General features: G+C 71.6%; 17 protein-coding genes. 11 read left to right on the top strand and 6 right to left on the bottom strand.

Translation table 11 applies throughout. The features are described from left to right. Positions 1 to 4: 4 nt before the first annotated feature. On the bottom strand, positions 5 to 895 hold the full coding sequence (locus HLA95_RS28845; RefSeq protein WP_222183768.1) for an alpha/beta hydrolase: 891 nt from the start codon (positions 893 to 895) through the stop codon (positions 5 to 7). 208 nt (positions 896 to 1,103) lie between these two features. Here HLA95_RS28845 and HLA95_RS15425 point away from each other — a divergent pair, with 208 nt between their 5' ends. The 5 genes from HLA95_RS15425 to HLA95_RS15405 all read left to right on the top strand — a co-directional run bounded on the left by HLA95_RS15425 (position 1,104) and on the right by HLA95_RS15405 (position 9,164). Continuing rightward, a complete protein-coding gene (locus HLA95_RS15425; protein ID WP_191060892.1) occupies positions 1,104 to 2,207 on the top strand; it encodes an ABC transporter substrate-binding protein in 1,104 nt (367 codons plus the stop codon). Positions 2,208 to 2,245: 38 nt separating this feature from the next. Continuing rightward, positions 2,246 to 3,307 carry a YncE family protein gene (locus tag HLA95_RS15420; protein WP_191060891.1) on the top strand — a complete coding sequence of 354 codons (1,062 nt, stop codon included), beginning with the start codon at positions 2,246 to 2,248 and terminating at the stop codon, positions 3,305 to 3,307. Between the two features lie 70 nt (positions 3,308 to 3,377). Then, the gene (locus tag HLA95_RS15415) at positions 3,378 to 5,009 is read left to right on the top strand and encodes a (2,3-dihydroxybenzoyl)adenylate synthase (protein WP_191060890.1); all 1,632 of its coding nucleotides are present in this window, start codon (positions 3,378 to 3,380) and stop codon (positions 5,007 to 5,009) included. Positions 5,010 to 5,019: 10 nt separating this feature from the next. Beyond that, a complete protein-coding gene (locus tag HLA95_RS15410) occupies positions 5,020 to 5,277 on the top strand; it encodes a phosphopantetheine-binding protein (protein ID WP_222183767.1) in 258 nt (85 codons plus the stop codon). Then, a complete protein-coding gene (locus HLA95_RS15405) occupies positions 5,277 to 9,164 on the top strand; it encodes a non-ribosomal peptide synthetase (RefSeq protein WP_222183765.1) in 3,888 nt (1,295 codons plus the stop codon). The genes HLA95_RS15410 and HLA95_RS15405 overlap by 1 nt, the downstream gene beginning before the upstream one ends. On the opposite strand, the gene HLA95_RS15400 is transcribed toward HLA95_RS15405, so the two are convergent. Continuing rightward, positions 9,161 to 10,153: a FecCD family ABC transporter permease gene (locus tag HLA95_RS15400; protein WP_191061781.1), complete on the bottom strand. Its 993-nt coding sequence runs from the start codon at positions 10,151 to 10,153 to the stop codon at positions 9,161 to 9,163. The two genes, HLA95_RS15405 and HLA95_RS15400, sit on opposite strands and share 4 nt — an antisense overlap. Before the next feature lie 188 nt (positions 10,154 to 10,341). On the opposite strand from HLA95_RS15400, the gene HLA95_RS15395 reads away from it, so the two are divergent. Next, positions 10,342 to 11,235: an ABC transporter ATP-binding protein gene (locus HLA95_RS15395; RefSeq protein ID WP_306422319.1), complete on the top strand. Its 894-nt coding sequence runs from the start codon at positions 10,342 to 10,344 to the stop codon at positions 11,233 to 11,235. Positions 11,236 to 11,277: 42 nt separating this feature from the next. On the opposite strand, the gene HLA95_RS15390 is transcribed toward HLA95_RS15395, so the two are convergent. From HLA95_RS15390 to HLA95_RS15375, 4 genes are all read right to left on the bottom strand, one after another. Then, positions 11,278 to 11,721, bottom strand: a complete 444-nt coding sequence (locus HLA95_RS15390; RefSeq protein ID WP_191062250.1) for a transposase — start codon at positions 11,719 to 11,721, stop codon at positions 11,278 to 11,280. Positions 11,722 to 11,776: 55 nt separating this feature from the next. Beyond that, positions 11,777 to 12,253 carry an IS110 family transposase gene (locus HLA95_RS15385; RefSeq protein WP_191062249.1) on the bottom strand — a complete coding sequence of 159 codons (477 nt, stop codon included), beginning with the start codon at positions 12,251 to 12,253 and terminating at the stop codon, positions 11,777 to 11,779. Positions 12,254 to 12,651: 398 nt separating this feature from the next. Then, positions 12,652 to 12,888, bottom strand: a complete 237-nt coding sequence (locus tag HLA95_RS15380) for a YMGG-like glycine zipper-containing protein (RefSeq protein ID WP_222183763.1) — start codon at positions 12,886 to 12,888, stop codon at positions 12,652 to 12,654. A gap of 90 nt (positions 12,889 to 12,978) precedes the next feature. Then, complete coding sequence (locus HLA95_RS15375; RefSeq protein ID WP_191061853.1) at positions 12,979 to 13,335, bottom strand: PilZ domain-containing protein; 357 nt, start codon at positions 13,333 to 13,335, stop codon at positions 12,979 to 12,981. Positions 13,336 to 13,560: 225 nt separating this feature from the next. Between HLA95_RS15375 and HLA95_RS15370 the strand changes: the two genes are divergently transcribed. The 5 genes from HLA95_RS15370 to HLA95_RS15350 are packed head-to-tail and all read left to right on the top strand — an operon-like array spanning position 13,561 to position 16,874. Next, the gene (locus HLA95_RS15370) at positions 13,561 to 14,310 is read left to right on the top strand and encodes a YebC/PmpR family DNA-binding transcriptional regulator (protein WP_191061854.1); all 750 of its coding nucleotides are present in this window, start codon (positions 13,561 to 13,563) and stop codon (positions 14,308 to 14,310) included. Then, positions 14,307 to 14,828 carry a crossover junction endodeoxyribonuclease RuvC gene (gene ruvC / locus HLA95_RS15365; RefSeq protein ID WP_191061856.1) on the top strand — a complete coding sequence of 174 codons (522 nt, stop codon included), beginning with the start codon at positions 14,307 to 14,309 and terminating at the stop codon, positions 14,826 to 14,828. Before HLA95_RS15370 ends, ruvC begins: the two co-directional genes overlap by 4 nt. Beyond that, a complete protein-coding gene (gene ruvA / locus HLA95_RS15360; RefSeq protein ID WP_222183761.1) occupies positions 14,825 to 15,439 on the top strand; it encodes a Holliday junction branch migration protein RuvA in 615 nt (204 codons plus the stop codon). The genes ruvC and ruvA overlap by 4 nt, the downstream gene beginning before the upstream one ends. Continuing rightward, on the top strand, positions 15,436 to 16,467 hold the full coding sequence (ruvB, locus tag HLA95_RS15355) for a Holliday junction branch migration DNA helicase RuvB (RefSeq protein ID WP_222183759.1): 1,032 nt from the start codon (positions 15,436 to 15,438) through the stop codon (positions 16,465 to 16,467). Before ruvA ends, ruvB begins: the two co-directional genes overlap by 4 nt. Further along, positions 16,464 to 16,874 (top strand): YbgC/FadM family acyl-CoA thioesterase, encoded by a 411-nt coding sequence (locus tag HLA95_RS15350; RefSeq protein ID WP_223861752.1) that lies wholly within the window; start codon positions 16,464 to 16,466, stop codon positions 16,872 to 16,874. Before ruvB ends, HLA95_RS15350 begins: the two co-directional genes overlap by 4 nt. Positions 16,875 to 16,918 lie beyond the last annotated feature (44 nt).

The following is a 16,918-nucleotide window of genomic DNA, read 5'->3' as shown; positions in this document are numbered from 1 at the left end:
CTGCTCAGGCGGCCGGCCGCGGCCAGTTGTCCAGGAGCCGGGCCGGGGCCAGCGCGAAGCGCAGCCCGTGGGCGAGGGCGATCGGCACCACCGAGGCATGGTCCTCATGGGCCAATTCCTCGTAGCGCACCCGGAACGACGGGCTGGCCAGGGCGTCCAGGCGCTGGGCGAACGCCCAGGCCCGGTCGACCATGCCGCGCTCGGCACGCCGGCTGGCCATGGCGGGGGCATCCGCCTCCGCCGCCTGCCATGGCGCCAGGCCCTGTTCCCAGCCGCCCACCGCGACCATGACCCGCAGCTCGCAGGGCGGCGCCGCCGCGAACGCCGCCAGCGCCGCGAAGCCCCCTTCCAGCCGCTCGGGGTCCGCCCAGATCGACGGGCTGGCCGCGATCCAGCGCGTGAACAGGTCGGGCCTGGCCTGGAGCGCGTGCAGCACGAAGCAGCCGGCCAGCGAATGGCCGAACAGCGTGCGCTGGTCGGGGTCGATCGGGAAGTGGCGGGCGATGGCCGGCAGCACGTCCCCCTCCAGGCAGGCCAGGAACGGCGCGGCATGGGCTGGCAGAAAGTCGCGCCGGCGGGGATCGGTGTCGCCCATTTCTGGCAGCGGTTGGATCCCGGCAATGACCGCCGGGTAAACGCCCGTAGCACTCGGCCGGTGGCAGGACCGGCGCAGGGCCTCCACGGCCGTGGCGAACAGGTGATGGGCGTCCAGGACCAGGAACAGCGGATAGCCGCCGGCCGGCGGCGGGCCGGGAGGGGCGGCCAGCAGCAGCTCGTAGCGGCGGCCGCCCGCGCTGGCCGTCACCGTCTGCCGGGACGTGCCGGCCAGGCGGAACCCTCCGGTCGAAAGGCCGCTGCCGGTGGCGCCGGCGGAGGTGGCTGCGGGCTCGGTCAAGATGGGTTCCCGTTGCGTCAAGTCGCGGCCAAGGCAATGACCCGCAATCATGATCTATAATAAATCTAAACTAGTCTGCTGGACCCGGTCGTCACCTCGACGCGATTGGCTGGTGCATCGTGCTGAGGTGAGCTTGACATCGCCGTCGTCCAGGGCGCAAAGGCGCGCCAGCATTATGCATTCTCCAGCAACAACATGGAACCGACGCATGCGGGTGGTCCGGGCGGCATGGCAAGTGGCGCTGGCGGTGATGCTGGTGGCATCGCCGCTCTGCGCCCGTGCCGAGCTGGCGATCACCGACATCACCGGGCGTGAGGTGCGGCTGGACGGGCCGGCGGACCGGCTGCTGATCGACGATGCGCGGGTGCTGATCGCCCTTTCCCTGCTCGACCCGGACCCGGTGGCGCGGCTGGCCGCCTGGCCCAAGGACGTCCACCGGATCGGCCAGATCGTCTACGAGCGCTACCTGGAGCGTTTCCCGACCCTGGCCGACCTGCCGGCCGGGCCGAGCTCGGCCGGGGACTTTTCCACCGAGCTCGTGATCGCGACCGCACCGGACGTCGCGGTGTTCACCGTCGGCACCGGTCCTACCCCCGAGCAGGTGGCGCAGGTCGAGGCCGCCGGCATCCCGGTCCTGTTCATCGACTTCTTCTCCCACCCGCAGCGCAACCTGGCGCCCAGCCTGCGCATCCTGGGCAGGCTGATCGGCCAGGAGCAGGCGGCGGCGGAGTTCATCGCGTTTCGCGACGAGCATCTGGCCGCCATCACCGAGCGGGTGCAGGGCCTGGCCGAGGAGGACCGGCCCAAAGTGTTCGTCGAGGTGCATGCCGGCATGTCCGATGACTGCTGCAGCTCGCCGGGCAAGGGCAATCTCGGCGACTATGTCGAGCTGGCGGGCGGCCACAATATCGGTGCCGACGTGCTGGACCGGCCGTACGGCCGTCTCAACCTCGAATATGTCGTGGCCGCGGCACCGGACGTCTACATCGCCACCGGCGGGCCGCATCTGGAGAAGTCGAACGGCCTGGTGATCGGGCCGGGCTACACGGCGGCGGAGGCGGAGGAGGCGCTGGACCGCCTGGCGGCGCGGCCCGGCATCGCCCAGCTCCCGGCGGTGGCCGAAGGCCGTGCCCATGCCCTGTCCCACCAGCTCCTGAACTCGCCCTTGGACATACTGGCGGTCGAGGTGCTGGCCAAATGGATCCAGCCCGACCTGTTCGCCGACCTCGACCCGGCGGCCACCCAGGAGACCATCAACCGGCGGTTCCTGGCGGTCCCGCAGGACGGGATCTTCTGGGCCGACCTTCCGTGACCGACCGCTTCGCCTCAACGACGAAAGGAAACCGCAACGTGCCGCGCCTAGCCCTCCTGCGCCGCCAGCTCCTGGCCGCCTCCTTCCTGGGTCTGATGGCCGTCCTGCCCGTGGCGGGTGCTGCGGACGCGGCACCCGCGGTCGAGCAGAGCCGCAAGATCGCCGACGGGCTCTACCAGATCGTCCTGAGCGATAGCCAGGACCGGCTCTATGTCGCGAGCACCGGCAAGCGCGGCGAGAACAACGCCAGGATCCTGGCGCTCGACCCCAAGACCCTGGACACGGTCGGCACGATCGACGTCTCGGCCCAGCCGGCCTTCGGCCTGGGCCTGAACGACCGGACCGGCACACTGTACGCCACCGCCACCCGCGGCGGCGAGGTCCTGGCGATCGACGTGGAGTCCGGCCAAGTGGTGGCCACGGTGCGCCATGGCGAGGAGGCCCATGTGCGCGAGGCGCTGGTCGATCCGGAGAGCAACAAGGTCTATGTCTCGGTGTTCGGTGGCCGTGACGGCGGGCCGGGTGCGGTCTGGGTGATCGATGGCGCCAGGAACGAGCTGGAGCGGGTCATCGAGAACCCGGGCAGCGGCATCTCCGGCCTGGCCCTCGACCCGGCCAAGGGCGTGCTCTACGCCGCCGACATGGTCACGAACGAGGTGGTGCAGATCGACCTGGCCGAGGGTGCGGTGACGGCGAAATACGCCGCCGGCGGCGAGTCGCCGATCAACCTGGCGATCGATCCGGCCGGCCGCCGGCTGTTCGCCGCCAACCAGAAGTCCGGCGACGTCAGCGTGCTGGACCTCGAGAACGGCAAGCTGGTCACCAGGATCCCCACGGGCGAGGGCGCGCTGGGCCTGGCCTACAACCCGGCCAACCGGCTGCTCTACGTGGGCAACCGCAAGGCCGGCACGGTGTCGGTGGTCGACACCGAGAAGCTGGAGGTGATCGCCAGCCTGCCGACCGGCACGCACCCGCAGACCATCGCCATCGATCCCGAGACGAACGTCGTGTACGTGACCAACAAGGCGAAGTCGGCCGGCCGCGGCAAGCCGCCGATCGACGACCCGAACGGCGACACGGTCTCCATCATCACGCCTTGAACGGGGCGACCGCCGTATCTGCTCCCCGGACGGCCGGGGGCGGGTACGGCCGTGGTTTTTCGAGGGTTTCATGGTTCCGGTGCAACAGGTCTGGCCCGAGGAATTCGCGCGGCGGTACCGCGAGCGGGGCTACTGGCGGGGCGAGACGTTCGGCGGGTTCCTGCGGCAGCGGGCGCGCCAGCTCCCCGACCGGGTCGCGGTGGTGGGCGGTGCGGATCGCTGGACCTATGCCGAGCTGGATCTGCTGGCCGACCGGGTGGCCGCCGGCCTGCGCGCCGCCGGGCTGGAAGCGGGCGACCGGGTGGTCGTGCAACTGCCGAACGTGGCTGCGTTCTTCCCGCTGGTGTTCGGCATGTTCCGCGCCGGCATCCTGCCGGTGTTCGCGCTGCCGGCCCACCGGCAGACCGAGATCGTGCACCTGGCGCAGCGCTCGGAGGCGTGCGCCTACGTGATCGCCGAGCGCCAGGACGGCTTCGACTACCGCACGCTCGCCCGCACCGTGATGGCCGAGGTCCCGGCGATCCGCCGGGTCGTGGTGGTGGGGGAGACCGGCGACCTGCCGGGTGCCATGTCCTTCGCGGAACTGGCGGTGACTCCGCCCGGTGCGCCTTTGCCGGAGCCCAGCCCCGCTTCGGTCGCCTTCATGCAGATCTCGGGCGGCAGCACCGGCCTGTCCAAGCTGATCCCGCGCACCCATGACGACTATATCTACAGCTTCCGCGCCAGTGCGGAGATCTGCCAGCTCGGCCCGAACAGCGTGTACCTGACCGTGCTGCCGGTGGCGCATAATTTCCCGATGAGCTCGCCCGGCGTGTTCGGCGTGCTTCATGCCGGCGGGCGGGTGGTGCTGAGCCCGTCGCCCAGCCCCGACGTGGGCTTTCCGCTGATCGAGCAGGAGCGGGTCACCATCACCGGGATGGTGCCGCCCTTGGCGCTGCTCTGGCTGCAGGCCGCCGCCGGCCGCACCGCCGACCTGTCCAGCCTGAAGCTCCTGCAGGTGGGCGGTGCGAAGCTGGCCCCGGAGATCGCGCGGCGGATCGGGCCGACGCTGGGCGTGCGGCTCCAGCAGGTGTTCGGCATGGCCGAGGGCCTGGTCAACTATACCCGCCACGACGATCCCGACGAGCTGGTGATCAACAGTCAGGGCCGGCCGATCAGCCCGGACGACGAGGTGCTGGTGGTGGACGACCAGGGCCTGCCGGTGCCGGACGGCGAGCCCGGCCATCTCTTGACCCGCGGCCCCTACACGATCCGCGCCTACCACAACGACCCGGGAGCGAACGCCCGCGCGTTCACCGAGGACGGGTTCTACCGCACCGGCGACATCGTGCGCCGGCTGCCCAGCGGCCATCTCGAGGTCCAGGGCCGGGCCACCGACCATATCAACCGGGCGGGCGAGAAGATCTCGGCCGAGGAGATCGAGGACCATCTCCTGGCCCATCCCGACGTGTTCGACGCGACCGTGGTGTCGGTGCCCGACGAGTATCTGGGCGAGCGCAGTTGCGCCTTCATCATCCCGAATGGGCGCCAGCCCAGGGCGATCGAGATCAAGGCCTGGATCCGCAGCCGGGGCCTCGCCGAGTTCAAGGTGCCGGATCAGGTCGTGTTCATGCAGGAGTTCACCGCCACGGCCGTGGGCAAGATCAGCCGCAAGGAGCTGCGGGCGATCCTGCGCCAGCGGTTGGCCGAGGCGGGCCGGTAGGACGGAAGCGATGGGCGAGGAACGGGCGAGGTCGGCGGCCGAGCTGACTCTGGAGAGCATGCGCCGGGAGATCGCGGCGCTGCTGCACGACGATCCCGAGGAGATCGGGACGGACGACAGCCTGATCGATCTCGGGCTGGATTCGATGCGGGCCATGGCACTGGTGCGCCGCTGGCAGGAGATCGGGGTGCGGGCCGAGTTCTCGGCCTTCGCCGCAACGCCCACCCTGGCACACTGGTGGGACGTGGTGCAGAGGTCCCGCGGCTGATGCAGGACGTCGGCCGGCCTCTCACCGGGGCCCAGGAAGGCCTGTGGTTCGCCCAGCGCCTGGATCCAGCCAACCCGATCTTCCTCACCGGGCAGGCGATCGTCATCGACGGGCTGCTCGACCGGGCCCGGTTCGTGGCGGCGCTGGACGGGGCCATGCAGGAGGCGGACGGGCTGGCGCTGCGCTTTGCCGACGGGCCGGACGGGCCGCGCCAGTGGCTGGACGAGGCGGCGCGGCCGCGGCCGGAACTGGTCGACCTGCGTCACCTTCCTGATCCCGAGGCGGCTTGGCGGGCCGCCGTGGACGCCGACATGGCGACGCCGGTGGACCTGGAGGCAGGCGGCCTGGTCGCCCAGCGCCTGTTCGTGCTCTCCCGCGAGCGCCATGTCTGGTACCAGCGCATCCACCATCTCCTGGTGGACGGCTACGGCACCGACCTGCTGACCAGGCGGGTGGGCCAGCTCTACGCCGGCGGCGGCGAGCCGTTCGGCCCGTTCTCTGCCGTGCTGGCCGAGGCTGCGGCCTACCGTGGCTCGGAGCGTGAAGCCGCGGACCACCGCTTCTGGCTGGAAATGTTCGGCGACCGGCCGGACGTGGCGCCGATGGCGCAAGGCCCCGCCGTGAGCGGCCACCGCTTCCACCGGGTCGCACGGCCCCTGGACCCGGTGCTCGCGGCCCGACTGCTGGCGCGTGCCGAGGCTGCGGGCGTCACCTGGCCGGACGTGCTGGCGGCCCTGGTCGCGGCCTATGTGCAGCGCCATGCCGGCGGGCCGGAGGCGATCCTGGGCGTGCCGCACATGGGCCGCTTCGGCAGTGCCGCCGCGAACGTGCCGGCCATGGTGATGAACGTCCTGCCGGTGCGCTTCGCGATCGACGAGGAGCAGGGGCTCGACGCCTTCCTGGCCGGTGCGGCGCGGGCACTCCGCCAGGCGCGGCGGCACGGCCGCTATCGCAGCGAGCAGTTGCGCCGCGACCTGGGCCTTTTGGGCGGCAGCCGCCGGCTCCATGGGCCGCTCGTCAACGTGCTGCCATTCGAGGCGCCGCTCGTCCTGGACGGGCTCGAGACCGAGCTCATCGTGCTCGGCACCGGCCCGGTCGACGATTTGACCTTCACCTTCCGCGGCGATCCGGCCGGGGCCGGGCTGCGGCTGGAGCTGGACAGCAATCCCGGCCTGTTCGACCTGGCAGCGACCGAGGTCCAGGCGGATCGGCTGGCCTGCTTTCTCCAGAACGCACTGGCGGCAGAGCGGCTGGCCGACGTGCCGACCCTGACACCGGCGGAGGCCCGGCACTGGCTGGTCGAGGTCAACCAGACCGCGCACCCGGTCGAGGACACCACGCTCACCGCGCTGATCGAGCGGCAGCTCGCGGCCGACCCGCGCGCACCGGCGGTCCGGTTCGGCGAGCTTGTGCTGGATCGCGGCGCGCTGGACCGGCAGAGCGGGCGGCTGGCCGGACGGCTGGCCGCGATGGGCGTCGGTCCCGGCAGCGTGGTGGCGGTGGCGCTGCCGCGCTCGCTGGAGCTGATCGTAGCGCTGACCGCGATCCTGCGTGCGGGCGGCGCCTACCTGCCGCTCGACCTGGCGCAGCCCAAGGAGCGGCTGCGGCGGATGCTGGCGACCGCCGCACCCTCGCTCGTCCTGACCTTCTCCGACCAGCACGACCGGTTGCCGGACGGCTGGCCGCTGCTCGACCTGGACCGGGCGGAGGACGGCGGGGAGGGGGCGACGGTCCGGCCGCCGGCGCCCGGTGATGCCGCCTATGTCATCTTCACCTCGGGCTCGACCGGCGAGCCCAAGGGTGTCGTCAACGAGCATGCCGGCATCGTGAACCGGCTGTGCTGGATGCAGGCGCACTACCGGATCAGTCCGGGCGACCGGATCCTGCAGAAGACCCCGGTCACCTTCGACGTCTCGGTGTGGGAACTGTTCCTGCCGCTGATCTCGGGTGCCGAGCTGGTGATCGCTCCGCCCGAGGCGCACAAGGACCCGGCCTGGCTCGTCCGGATCATCAAGGAGCAGGGTGTCACCACGCTCCATTTCGTGCCCTCGATGCTGGCGGCGTTTTTGGAGGAGCCGGCCTGCCGGGGCCTGCGCCTGCGCCAGGTGTTCTGCAGCGGCGAGGAGCTGCCGGCGGCCCTGCGCGACCGGTTCCACGCCCGGATGGGGGCGGAGCTGCACAATCTCTACGGGCCCACCGAGGCGGCGGTGGATGTCAGCTACTGGCCAGCCGGGCCGGAGGATCGCTCCAGCCCGGTGCCGATCGGCTTCCCGGTCTGGAACACCGCACTCTACGTGCTGGACGAGCGGATGCGCCCGGTGCCGCCCGGCGTGGCGGGCCATCTCCATCTCGGCGGCCGGCAGATCGCGCGCGGTTACCTCGGTCGCCCCGACCTCACCGCCGAGCGGTTCGGCCCTGACCCGTTTCGGCCGGGCGAGCGGCTCTACCGGACCGGCGACCTCGCCCGCTGGCGGCCGGATGGGGCATGCGAATTCCTCGGCCGCTCCGACCACCAGGTGAAGATCCGCGGGCTGCGGATCGAGCTGGGCGAGATCGAGGCGGCGCTGCAGGCCTGCCCGGAGGTCGGCCAGGCGGTCGTGCTGGCTAGGGCCGGCAATGACGGCGAGCCGGTGCTGGCCGCCTATGTCACGCCGGCCGCCGGCACCGTGCCCGAGCCGGCGACCCTGCGCGCCGAGCTGGGCCGGCACCTGCCGGACTACATGCTGCCGGCGAGCTTCATGGTGCTGGCGAGCCTGCCCACCAATGCGAACGGCAAGCTCGATCGTGCAGCCCTGCCGGCGCCCGAGCTGGCGCCGGCCGCGGGCCGGGCGGCGGAAGGTTTTGCCGAGGAACGGCTGGCCCGGCTGTTCGCGGAGGTGCTGGGGCGCGAGGTCGGGGCCGAGGACGACTTCTTCCTGGCGGGCGGCCATTCGCTGCTGGCGGTGCGCCTGGCCCGGCGCATCCGGGCGGAGTGGGGGCTGGAGGTCGGGCTGGGCCTGGTGTTCGAGCACCCGACGATCGCCCGGCTGGCCCGCCAGCTCGAGCTGATGGCCGCTGCCCCCGATGCCCGGTCCGGCAACGGGCTCGGCCCCTGCATCCGGCTGGGTGCCGATCGGGGCGGCGAGCTGCCGCCTTTGTTCTGCATCCATCCGGCCGGCGGGATCGCCTGGTGCTATGGCGGGCTGGCCCGTGCCCTGGGGGGATCACGGCCGGTCTTCGGGCTGCAGGCGGACGGGCTCGACCCGGTGGCCCCGCTGCCGGCCAGCCTGGACGAGATGGCGGAGACCTATCTGGCGCGGATCCGGCCGATCCGGCCGGATGGGCCGATCCACCTGCTGGGCTGGTCGGTGGGCGGAATCGTGGCCCAGGCGATCGCGGCCAGGCTCGGCGCCGAGGCCGGCCTGCTGGCGATGCTGGATTCCTATCCCTGCGAGCGCTGGCGTGAAGAGCCGCCGCCGGCGGCCGATGCCGCGCTGAAGGCGCTGCTCTACATTGCCGGCCAGGATCCCGAGCGGATGGCCGGGCTGGAGCTGACCCGCGACGCGGTGGTGGGTTTCCTGCGCGACAGCGGCCACGCGCTGGGCGGGCTGGACGACCGGGCGCTCGACGGCGTGCTGCGGGTGGTGGCGGCCAATGACCGGCTGGTGCGCGGGCACTGGCACCGCCCCTTCGCGGGCCGGCTCGACCATTTCCGCGCCACGGAGGGCAATGAGACCCGCGGGCTCGACCCGCTGGCCTGGCGCTCACATGTCGGCCAGCTCGTGGTCCATGACGTGCGGAGCGTGCATGGCCACATGCTGACCGAGCCGGCGCTCGGCCGGATCGTGCCGGTGCTGGAGGCGCGCATGGCCGAGGTCGAGCGGGTGTGCCTGGCGCTGCCGGCCTAGCCGCGCTCGGGCCGGGCGAAGATCAGCACGACGAAGAAGGGCACCCCGATCAAGGACGTGACGATGCCGACCGGCAGGAGTGCCCCCGGCACCAGGGTCTTGCTGGCGACCGAGGCCAGCGACATCACCAGTGCACCGCACAAGACGCTGGCCGGCAGGAAGAAGCGATGGTCCTCGCCCACCAGGAGGCGCGCCAGATGAGGCCCGACCAGGCCGACGAAACCGATCGTGCCGACGAACGCCACCGCGGTCGCGGCCAGGAGGCTCGCCCGGAACAGGGACAGAAAGCGCAGCCGGCCGACATTCACCCCGAAGCTGTAGGCCCGGTCGGAGCCCAGCCGGAGTGCGGTCATCTGCCAGGAGGCGGCCAGGGAGAAGGGCAGCACCAGGGCGAGCACCAGGGTGGCCACCAGGATCTTCTCCCAGCTCGCCCGGGCGAGGCTGCCGAGGTTCCAGAACACCAGCTGCTGCAGGGCTTCCTGGCTGGCGACGTACTGGATCAGCGCCACCAGCGCGTTGAAGGTGAACACCAGCGCGATCCCGAACAGGACCAGCGTCTCCACCCCGGTGCCGCGCAGCCGCGCCAGGAACTGCAGGAGCAGGACCGAGCCGAAGGCGAACAGGAAGGCGTTGCCCGACAGGATCCAGCTGGCCGGCACGCCCGGGACGCCCAGGCCCAGCACGATCGCCAGCGCCGCCCCCAGCGAGGCCGCCGAGGACACGCCCAGGGTGAACGGGCTGGCCAGCGGGTTGTTCAGCGTAGTCTGCATCTCGGCCCCGGCCAGCGCCAGGGCACCGCCGACCAGAAGCGCCAGCAGCGCCTGGGGCAGGCGGACCTGCCAGACGATCACCTCCAGCGCCGGCGTCAGCTCGCCCAGGCCCAAGAGGGCGCGCAGCCCGTCCACCACCGGCAGGGAGGAGGGGCCGGTCACCAGGTCGAGCAGGAAGGCCAGCGCCACGCCCAGCAGCAGCACCAGGAGTGCCGCCATGCGCCGGCGCAGCTGGGACGCATAGGCGGCGAGCGGTGCCGCGAGGGTGGTGGGATCGGCCAAGGTTGGAACCAGTCGAGGATGGGAGGTGCGCGGGGCCGCGGCAGCGCCCGCGGGCCCGGCTCTACCATCCGGGCCCCCTCACTTGAATATCCGGCTCATCGGATGGGAGGGTTCTGCGCTTGGTGATGACCGATGGCGGCGCACGGCCGCGCCTGGCCGACATGGAACAGGGGCAGGGGGCAGGCTCGGCGCAGGGCCTGGTCATCCGGGACGTGCGCGCGGGCTATCGCGGCCGGCCGGTGATCCAGGGGCTGAGCCTGGCCCCTATCCCGGCCGGCAGCGTGACCAGCCTGGTCGGCCCCAATGGGGCCGGCAAGTCGACCCTGCTGCGCGGCCTGGCGGGACTGCTGCCGGCCAAAGGCAGCATCCGCTTCGCCGGCCAGGAACTCGGCGGCCTGTCGTTCGCCGCCCGGGCCAAGCTCGCGACCTACATGCCGCAGACCCTGCCGGCCGGCACGGCACTCAGCGTGCTGGAAACCGTGCTGGGCGCGCTGCATGCCTCGCCGGCCGGGCAGACGGGGCCGGACGGGCCGGGTGCCGCGCCGGCACTACTGCCGGGCCAGGCGCGCGACACTCCCGCACCGGAGCGGGCGCTGGCGGCGTTGCAGCGCCTGCAGGTGGCGGACCTGGCCATGGAGCCGCTGGACCGCCTCTCGGGCGGCCAGCGCCAGATGGTGGCGCTGGCCCAGGCGGTGGTGCGTGGCACCGGCCTCCTGCTGCTGGACGAGCCCACCAGCGCCCTCGACCTGCGCCACCAGGTCGAGGTCATGGCGGTGGTCCGCGCACTGGCCGCCGAAGGGCGCACGGTCCTCCTGGTGCTGCACGACCTTTCGCTGGCGGGCCGCTGGTCCGACCGGATCGTGGTGCTGGACCGCGGCCGGCTCCATGCCGACGGCACGCCCGCCGAGGTCATCCGGCCGGACATGCTGGCCCAGGTCTATGGCGTGTGTGCCCGGGTCGAGCGCTGCTCCGCCGGCCATCTCCAGGTCGCGGTCGATGGTCCGCTGGCCCAGAGCTGAGCCACCAGCCAGCAACCCGGTCAAGGCAACTGTGTTCGGTGTTCATGGTGCCCAGGCGGTGTTGTTGCGGATCATGGTGTTGAGGGTGACGATGACCTTGCGCATGACCGTGACGATGGCGACCTTGGCGGCTTTGCCGGCGGTTTTCAGGCGGTGGTAGGTGGTCTTGAAGGGGTTGGCCTGCTTGGCGCGGATGGCGGCGAGCGCGGCCATGTAGAGGATCTTGCGCAGATGGCTGCGGCCGCCGGCGCAGCGACGGGTTTTTTGGCGGCGTCCGGACTGGCGGTCATAAGGGGCCACGCCGACCAGCACTGCCGCCTGACGGCTGGATACGCTGCCGAGTTCAGGCGGTTCGGCGATGAGGGTGGCGGCGAGCACCGGGCCGACGCCGGGGGCGCTTTTGAGGAGCCGGGCGTGATGGTCGAGCCGCTCCACCTGGGCGATCAGGGCCAGGATGGCGTGGTCGAGCTCGGCGATGGCCAGCATCGCGGCGCGCAGCTTGTCTTGAACGATGCGGTCGATCAGGGGCTCGTCGGCGGGGTCATCGCGCCTTGAGCGCGGCGAGTTTTGCCGCCAGGCGGCTGCGAAAGCGCACCAGGGTTGCCAGCCGCGCGATCTCGGGATCGGGCTGCCAGGCCGGCACCGTGTCGATGGTCGCCTTCAGGCAGCGCGCGATCACCGCGGCATCGATGGCGTCGGTTCCCCCGGTCCCGCTCGCGGGCCGGAGGACAAGCTTCGCCTTGGCCCCCATCGACCTGCCGAATGCCCGGACCCGGCCGGCGTCCAGACGCCAGACGGCGATGCCAGCCGTGGCGAGGGCCTGCAGCACCGGCGTCTCGTAGCCACCGGACGCCTCGAGCCCTGCCGCTACTTGCCCAGGGAGAGCGGTCAGCCGCGCGGCCAGCTGGTGCCGGCCGGTGCACGAGTTGGCGACCGCGCATACCTCGCCATCGAGAACATGCACGTCGAGCCGGTCCTTCGCCACATCGATCCCGACAAAGATGCGCTCCTGTGGCATGATCCATCCGCCCTGGCTTGCGTTGCGGGCTCCAGATGCCCGGGCAACTATTCGGGGTCATGGAAGAGCGGGCGGGGCCGACCTCGACCACGGCCTCATCCGGCCCGGCGGGAACGAACAGCCTCCCGCCCACGCCTGCGGAGCGTGCACGCTCCGCAGGCGCCGCATCATGACACACGCCGAACAAGCAAGCCGGGGCACCGCCTCAGCCTGCAGCCAGCCCGCCCCGAGCCCGTCGGAATGGCGGCTCCCGGCGGCAGTGCAGGTATCCGGCCGAACGACCGCTCCGTCAGCCCTGCTCAGGCGCCTGCGGGCAGCCGTGTGGGCGTGCCGTGAGTAGGCTCGCCGGCACCTTGGCCCGGCGGCACTTGCCGGCACAGGACCCGAAGGACCCAGCCTCAGCGCCAGACCGGCTTGCCCAGGTCGACGTCGTCCTCGTCGGTCAGGACACCGGCCGCACCGCCGGCCGCACCGCCGACGGCGGCGCCGCCCAGGATGCTGCCGCCGGTGACGGCACTGGTGGCGGCGCCCACGCCGGCACCGATGCCGGCACCGCTCAGGCCCCGGTCCGTCTTGGTCTCGCCGCAGGCCGCCAGCAGCAGGGCGACCGGCAAGAGCAGCACCAGGCTACGCATGATCTCGTCCTCCAACTTCTGGCCGATGCTCAGTCGGCCGAGAAACCTTGGCAGGACAACCCGAGTGCCGCCCTGACGGTTCCGAAGTTCTCAGGCCTCCTCGCCGGTGGCGAGCAGGAAGGAAATCAGGGCGGTCTGTTCCTCTTCGTTGCAGTTGAACAGGAGATGGGTGCGATAACGACTGACGCTGAGGATCCGGGCGCGCAGGCGGCGGCGCGGGTACAGGGCGGTGATCTCCAGCTCGACCGGTGCGCCGACCAGGGCCGGGAAGGCGGGCGCCAGGCCGGCGCCGCCCAGCGACAGGTCCATGATCGTCACCGCGCGCACGGCACCGTCCACGTCGATATAGGCGGACAGGCCGCTGGGATAGCGGCGGTGGTAGCGGCGCTCGGCCAAGGGCGGGATGAGCTCGCCGCCGGTTTCGTCGTCCGTCTCGATGCGATCCATGGCTCGATGCCTCGTGCGCTGTCCTGGTGCCGCGCATCCTAGGCCCATGGCAGTTAACAAAACTTTGCAGCGCCGCTGTGCCCGGCCGCCCCTCGCCAGGGCCGGGACGATCGTCGAGAATCCCGACTGGAGCAGGGTTTGCGGCTGCGCTGCCCGGTTCCGCCTGCGGGCCTCTTGGTCTAGACCCTGCGGTCACCAACTCCGAACCCGACATACCAGAAGACGATGGCCGGCCATTCCCACGCCAAGAATGTCATGCACCGCAAGGGCCGCGCGAACGCGGCCAAGTCGGCGCTGTTCACCCGCCTGATGAAGGAAGTCCAGGTCGCCGCGAAGTCCGGCCTGCCTGACCCCGCCGCCAATCCGCGGTTGCGCATGGCCGTGCAGGCGGCGCGCCAGGCCAACGTGCCGAAGGACAATATCGAGCGGGCCATCAAGCGCAGCCAGGGCAGCGACGCCGAGAACTACGAGGAGGTCCGCTACGAGGGCTACGGCCCGGGCGGCGTGGCGATCATCGTCGAGGCGCTGACCGACAACCGCAACCGCACCGCGGCCGATGTGCGCTCCGCCTTCACCAAGCATGGCGGGGCGCTGGGCGAGAGCAACAGCGTCAGCTTCCAGTTCGAGCGGATCGGCAAGATCCGGTTCGACGCGGCGCTCGCCGATGCCGACACGGTGATGGAGGCGGCGATCGAGGCGGGCGCGCAGGACGTCGAGAGCGACGAGGAGAACCACGAGATCTGGTGCGCGCCGGACGAACTGAACTCGGTCCTGCAAGCGATGGAGGCCAAGCTCGGCTCGGCCAGCGAGGCGATCCTGACCTGGCGGCCGCAGAACAGCGTGCCGGTCGACGACGACAAGGCCGACACGCTGCTGAGCCTGCTGGAGGTGCTGGACGAGAACGACGACGTCCAGCGGGTGGTCGCCAACCATGAGGTCTCGGACGAGACGCTGGCCAGGCTGAGCGCCGCCTGATGCTGGTGCTGGGCCTCGATCCCGGTCTCAGGCATACCGGCTGGGGCGTGGTCGAGGCCGCCGGCAACCGGTTGCGCTTCGTGGCGGCCGGCGTGGTCGACACCAACACGGCCGACGACCTGGCGGTGCGCCTGGTCACGCTGCATGACGGGCTGGCGGAGGTCCTGTCCCGCTACAGCCCGACGGTGGCCGCGGTCGAGCACACGGTGGTCAACAAGAACGCCGGCTCCTCGCTCAAGCTGGGCCATGCGCGCGGCGTGGTCATGTTCACCGCGGCCGCGGCCGGCCTGCCGGTCACCGAATATCTGCCGATGGCGGTGAAGCGGGCGGTGGTCGGCACCGGTGCTGCGGACAAGGTGCAGGTCGCGGCGATGATCCGCCTGCTCCTGCCGGGCTCCGGAACCTACCGCTCGGACGCCACCGACGCGCTGGCCGTGGCGGTCTGCCATGCCAACCGCACCGCCACGGTCAGCGCGATCAGCCGGGGCATGCGCGCCTCGGTCGGAGGCCCGGCATGATCGCGCGGCTGCGTGGCCGGGTGCTGGAGCAGCTCGAGGACGGGATCGTCCTGGACGTGAACGGGGTCGGCTACCTGGTGCTCTGCCCCGCCCGGGTGCTGGCGCTGCTCGGGCGCACCGGCGAGGTCGTCGACCTGTTCGTCGAGACCCAGGTGCGCGAGGACGCGATCACCCTGTTCGGCTTCGCCGAGGCGGCGGAGCGGACCTGGTTCAAGGCGCTGCAGGCGGTCCAGGGCGTGGGCGCACGCTCGGCCCTGGCGATCCTGGGCGTGCACGACCCGGCCCGGCTGGCAGCTGTGATCGCGGCCCAGGACAAGGCGGCGCTGACCCGGGCACCCGGGGTGGGGCCGAAGCTCGCCGCCCGGATCTGCGCGGAGCTGAAGGACAAGGCGGCGATGCTCGGCATCGGCCGTGCGGTCGCGGCGGCACCCGAGGCGGGCGGGGCCGCGGCACCGGCCGGACCGGTCGAGGATGCGCTCTCGGCCCTGGCCAATCTGGGCTATGGTCGGGCGGAAGCCTATGCCGCGCTTCAGGCGGTGCTGGCCACGCAGCAGGAGGAGATGGCACTGCAGCAACTGCTCACGCTGGCGCTCAAGGAACTGGCCCGATGAGCGAGCGGCTGATCGACGCGCTGGAAAAGGTCGACGACCTGGACCGCTCCTTGCGCCCGCAGCGCCTGGCCGAGTTCGTGGGCCAGGCCCGCCAGCGCGCCAACCTGGAAGTGTTCATCGAGGCGGCCAAGGCGCGGCGCGACCCGCTGGACCATGTGCTCTTCGCCGGGCCGCCCGGGCTCGGCAAGACCACGCTGGCCCAGATCCTGGCGGCCGAACTGGGCGTGGGCTTCCGCATGACCAGCGGCCCGATCATCGCTCGCGCCGGTGACCTGGCAGCCCTGCTCACCAACCTCCAGCCGCGCGACGTCCTGTTCATCGACGAGATCCACCGGCTCTCCCCGGCAATCGAGGAAGTGCTCTATCCGGCGATGGAGGATTTCCAGCTCGACCTGATGATCGGCGAGGGGCCGTCCGCGCGCTCCGTTCGCATCGACGTGCAGCCCTTCACCCTGGTGGGCGCCACCACCCGCTCCGGCCTGCTGACCACGCCCCTGCGCGACCGGTTCGGGATCCAGGCGCGGCTGGAGTTCTACACGATCGAGGAGCTGGTCTCGATCCTGCGCCGCGGCGCCCGGCTGCTGGGCTTCGACTTGGCCGAGGACGGGGCTGTCGAGATCGCGCGGCGCGCCCGCGGCACGCCGCGCGTCGCCACCCGCCTGTTGCGCCGGGTGCGTGACTTCGCCACGGTCGAGCGGGCGAAATCGGTCGACCGGGACCTCGCCGACCGGGCGCTCCTGCGCCTGGACGTCGACCGGCTGGGGCTGGACACGCTGGACCGGCGCTATCTCAAGATGATCGCGAACGCCTATGGCGGCGGGCCGGTCGGGATCGAGACCCTGTCGGCAGCACTGGCCGAGGAGCGCGATACGATCGAGGAAACGGTCGAACCGTTCCTGATCCAGCAGGGCCTGGTCCAGCGCACGCCGCGCGGGCGGATGCTCACGCGACCAGCCTGGCTGCATCTGGGCGAGACGCCGCCCGCCAGCATCGAGCAGCCCAGCATGTTCGACGAGCCGCCGCCATGACCGGGCCGCACCGCCTGGCGATCCGGGTCTATTACGAGGACACGGATGCCGGCGGCATCGTCTACCATGCCAATTTTCTGCGCTTTGCCGAGCGGGGGCGCACCGAATGGCTGCGTAGCCGCGGGATGGACCACCCGACCCTCCAGGAGCGCTTCGGCCTGCATTTCGCCGTGCGGCGCTGCGACGTGGTATTCCTGGCCCCGGCCCGGCTCGACGACGAGATCAGCGTGGAAACTTGGTCGGAAGGGATCGACGGCGCCCGGGTCCGGGTGCGCCAGCGGGTCCTTGAGGCGGAGCGGGAGCTGGCGACGCTGGCCGTGGAGCTCGTGCTGGTAAACCATGCGATGCGCCCGGTGCGAGTGCCGTTCCCGCTGCACGACATCCTGGCGCCGTCGATGGGGACCTGATTCGCACAACCATGATATCTCGCGTCCTGCGCGAGAGTTCCGCT

Origin of the sequence: Geminicoccus harenae (genome assembly GCF_019800005.1) — a bacterium.
GTDB classification, from domain to species: Bacteria; Pseudomonadota; Alphaproteobacteria; order Geminicoccales; family Geminicoccaceae; genus Geminicoccus; species Geminicoccus harenae.
The sequence above is the reverse complement of the archived record's forward strand: the minus strand, read 5'-3'. Positions and strand labels throughout refer to the sequence as shown.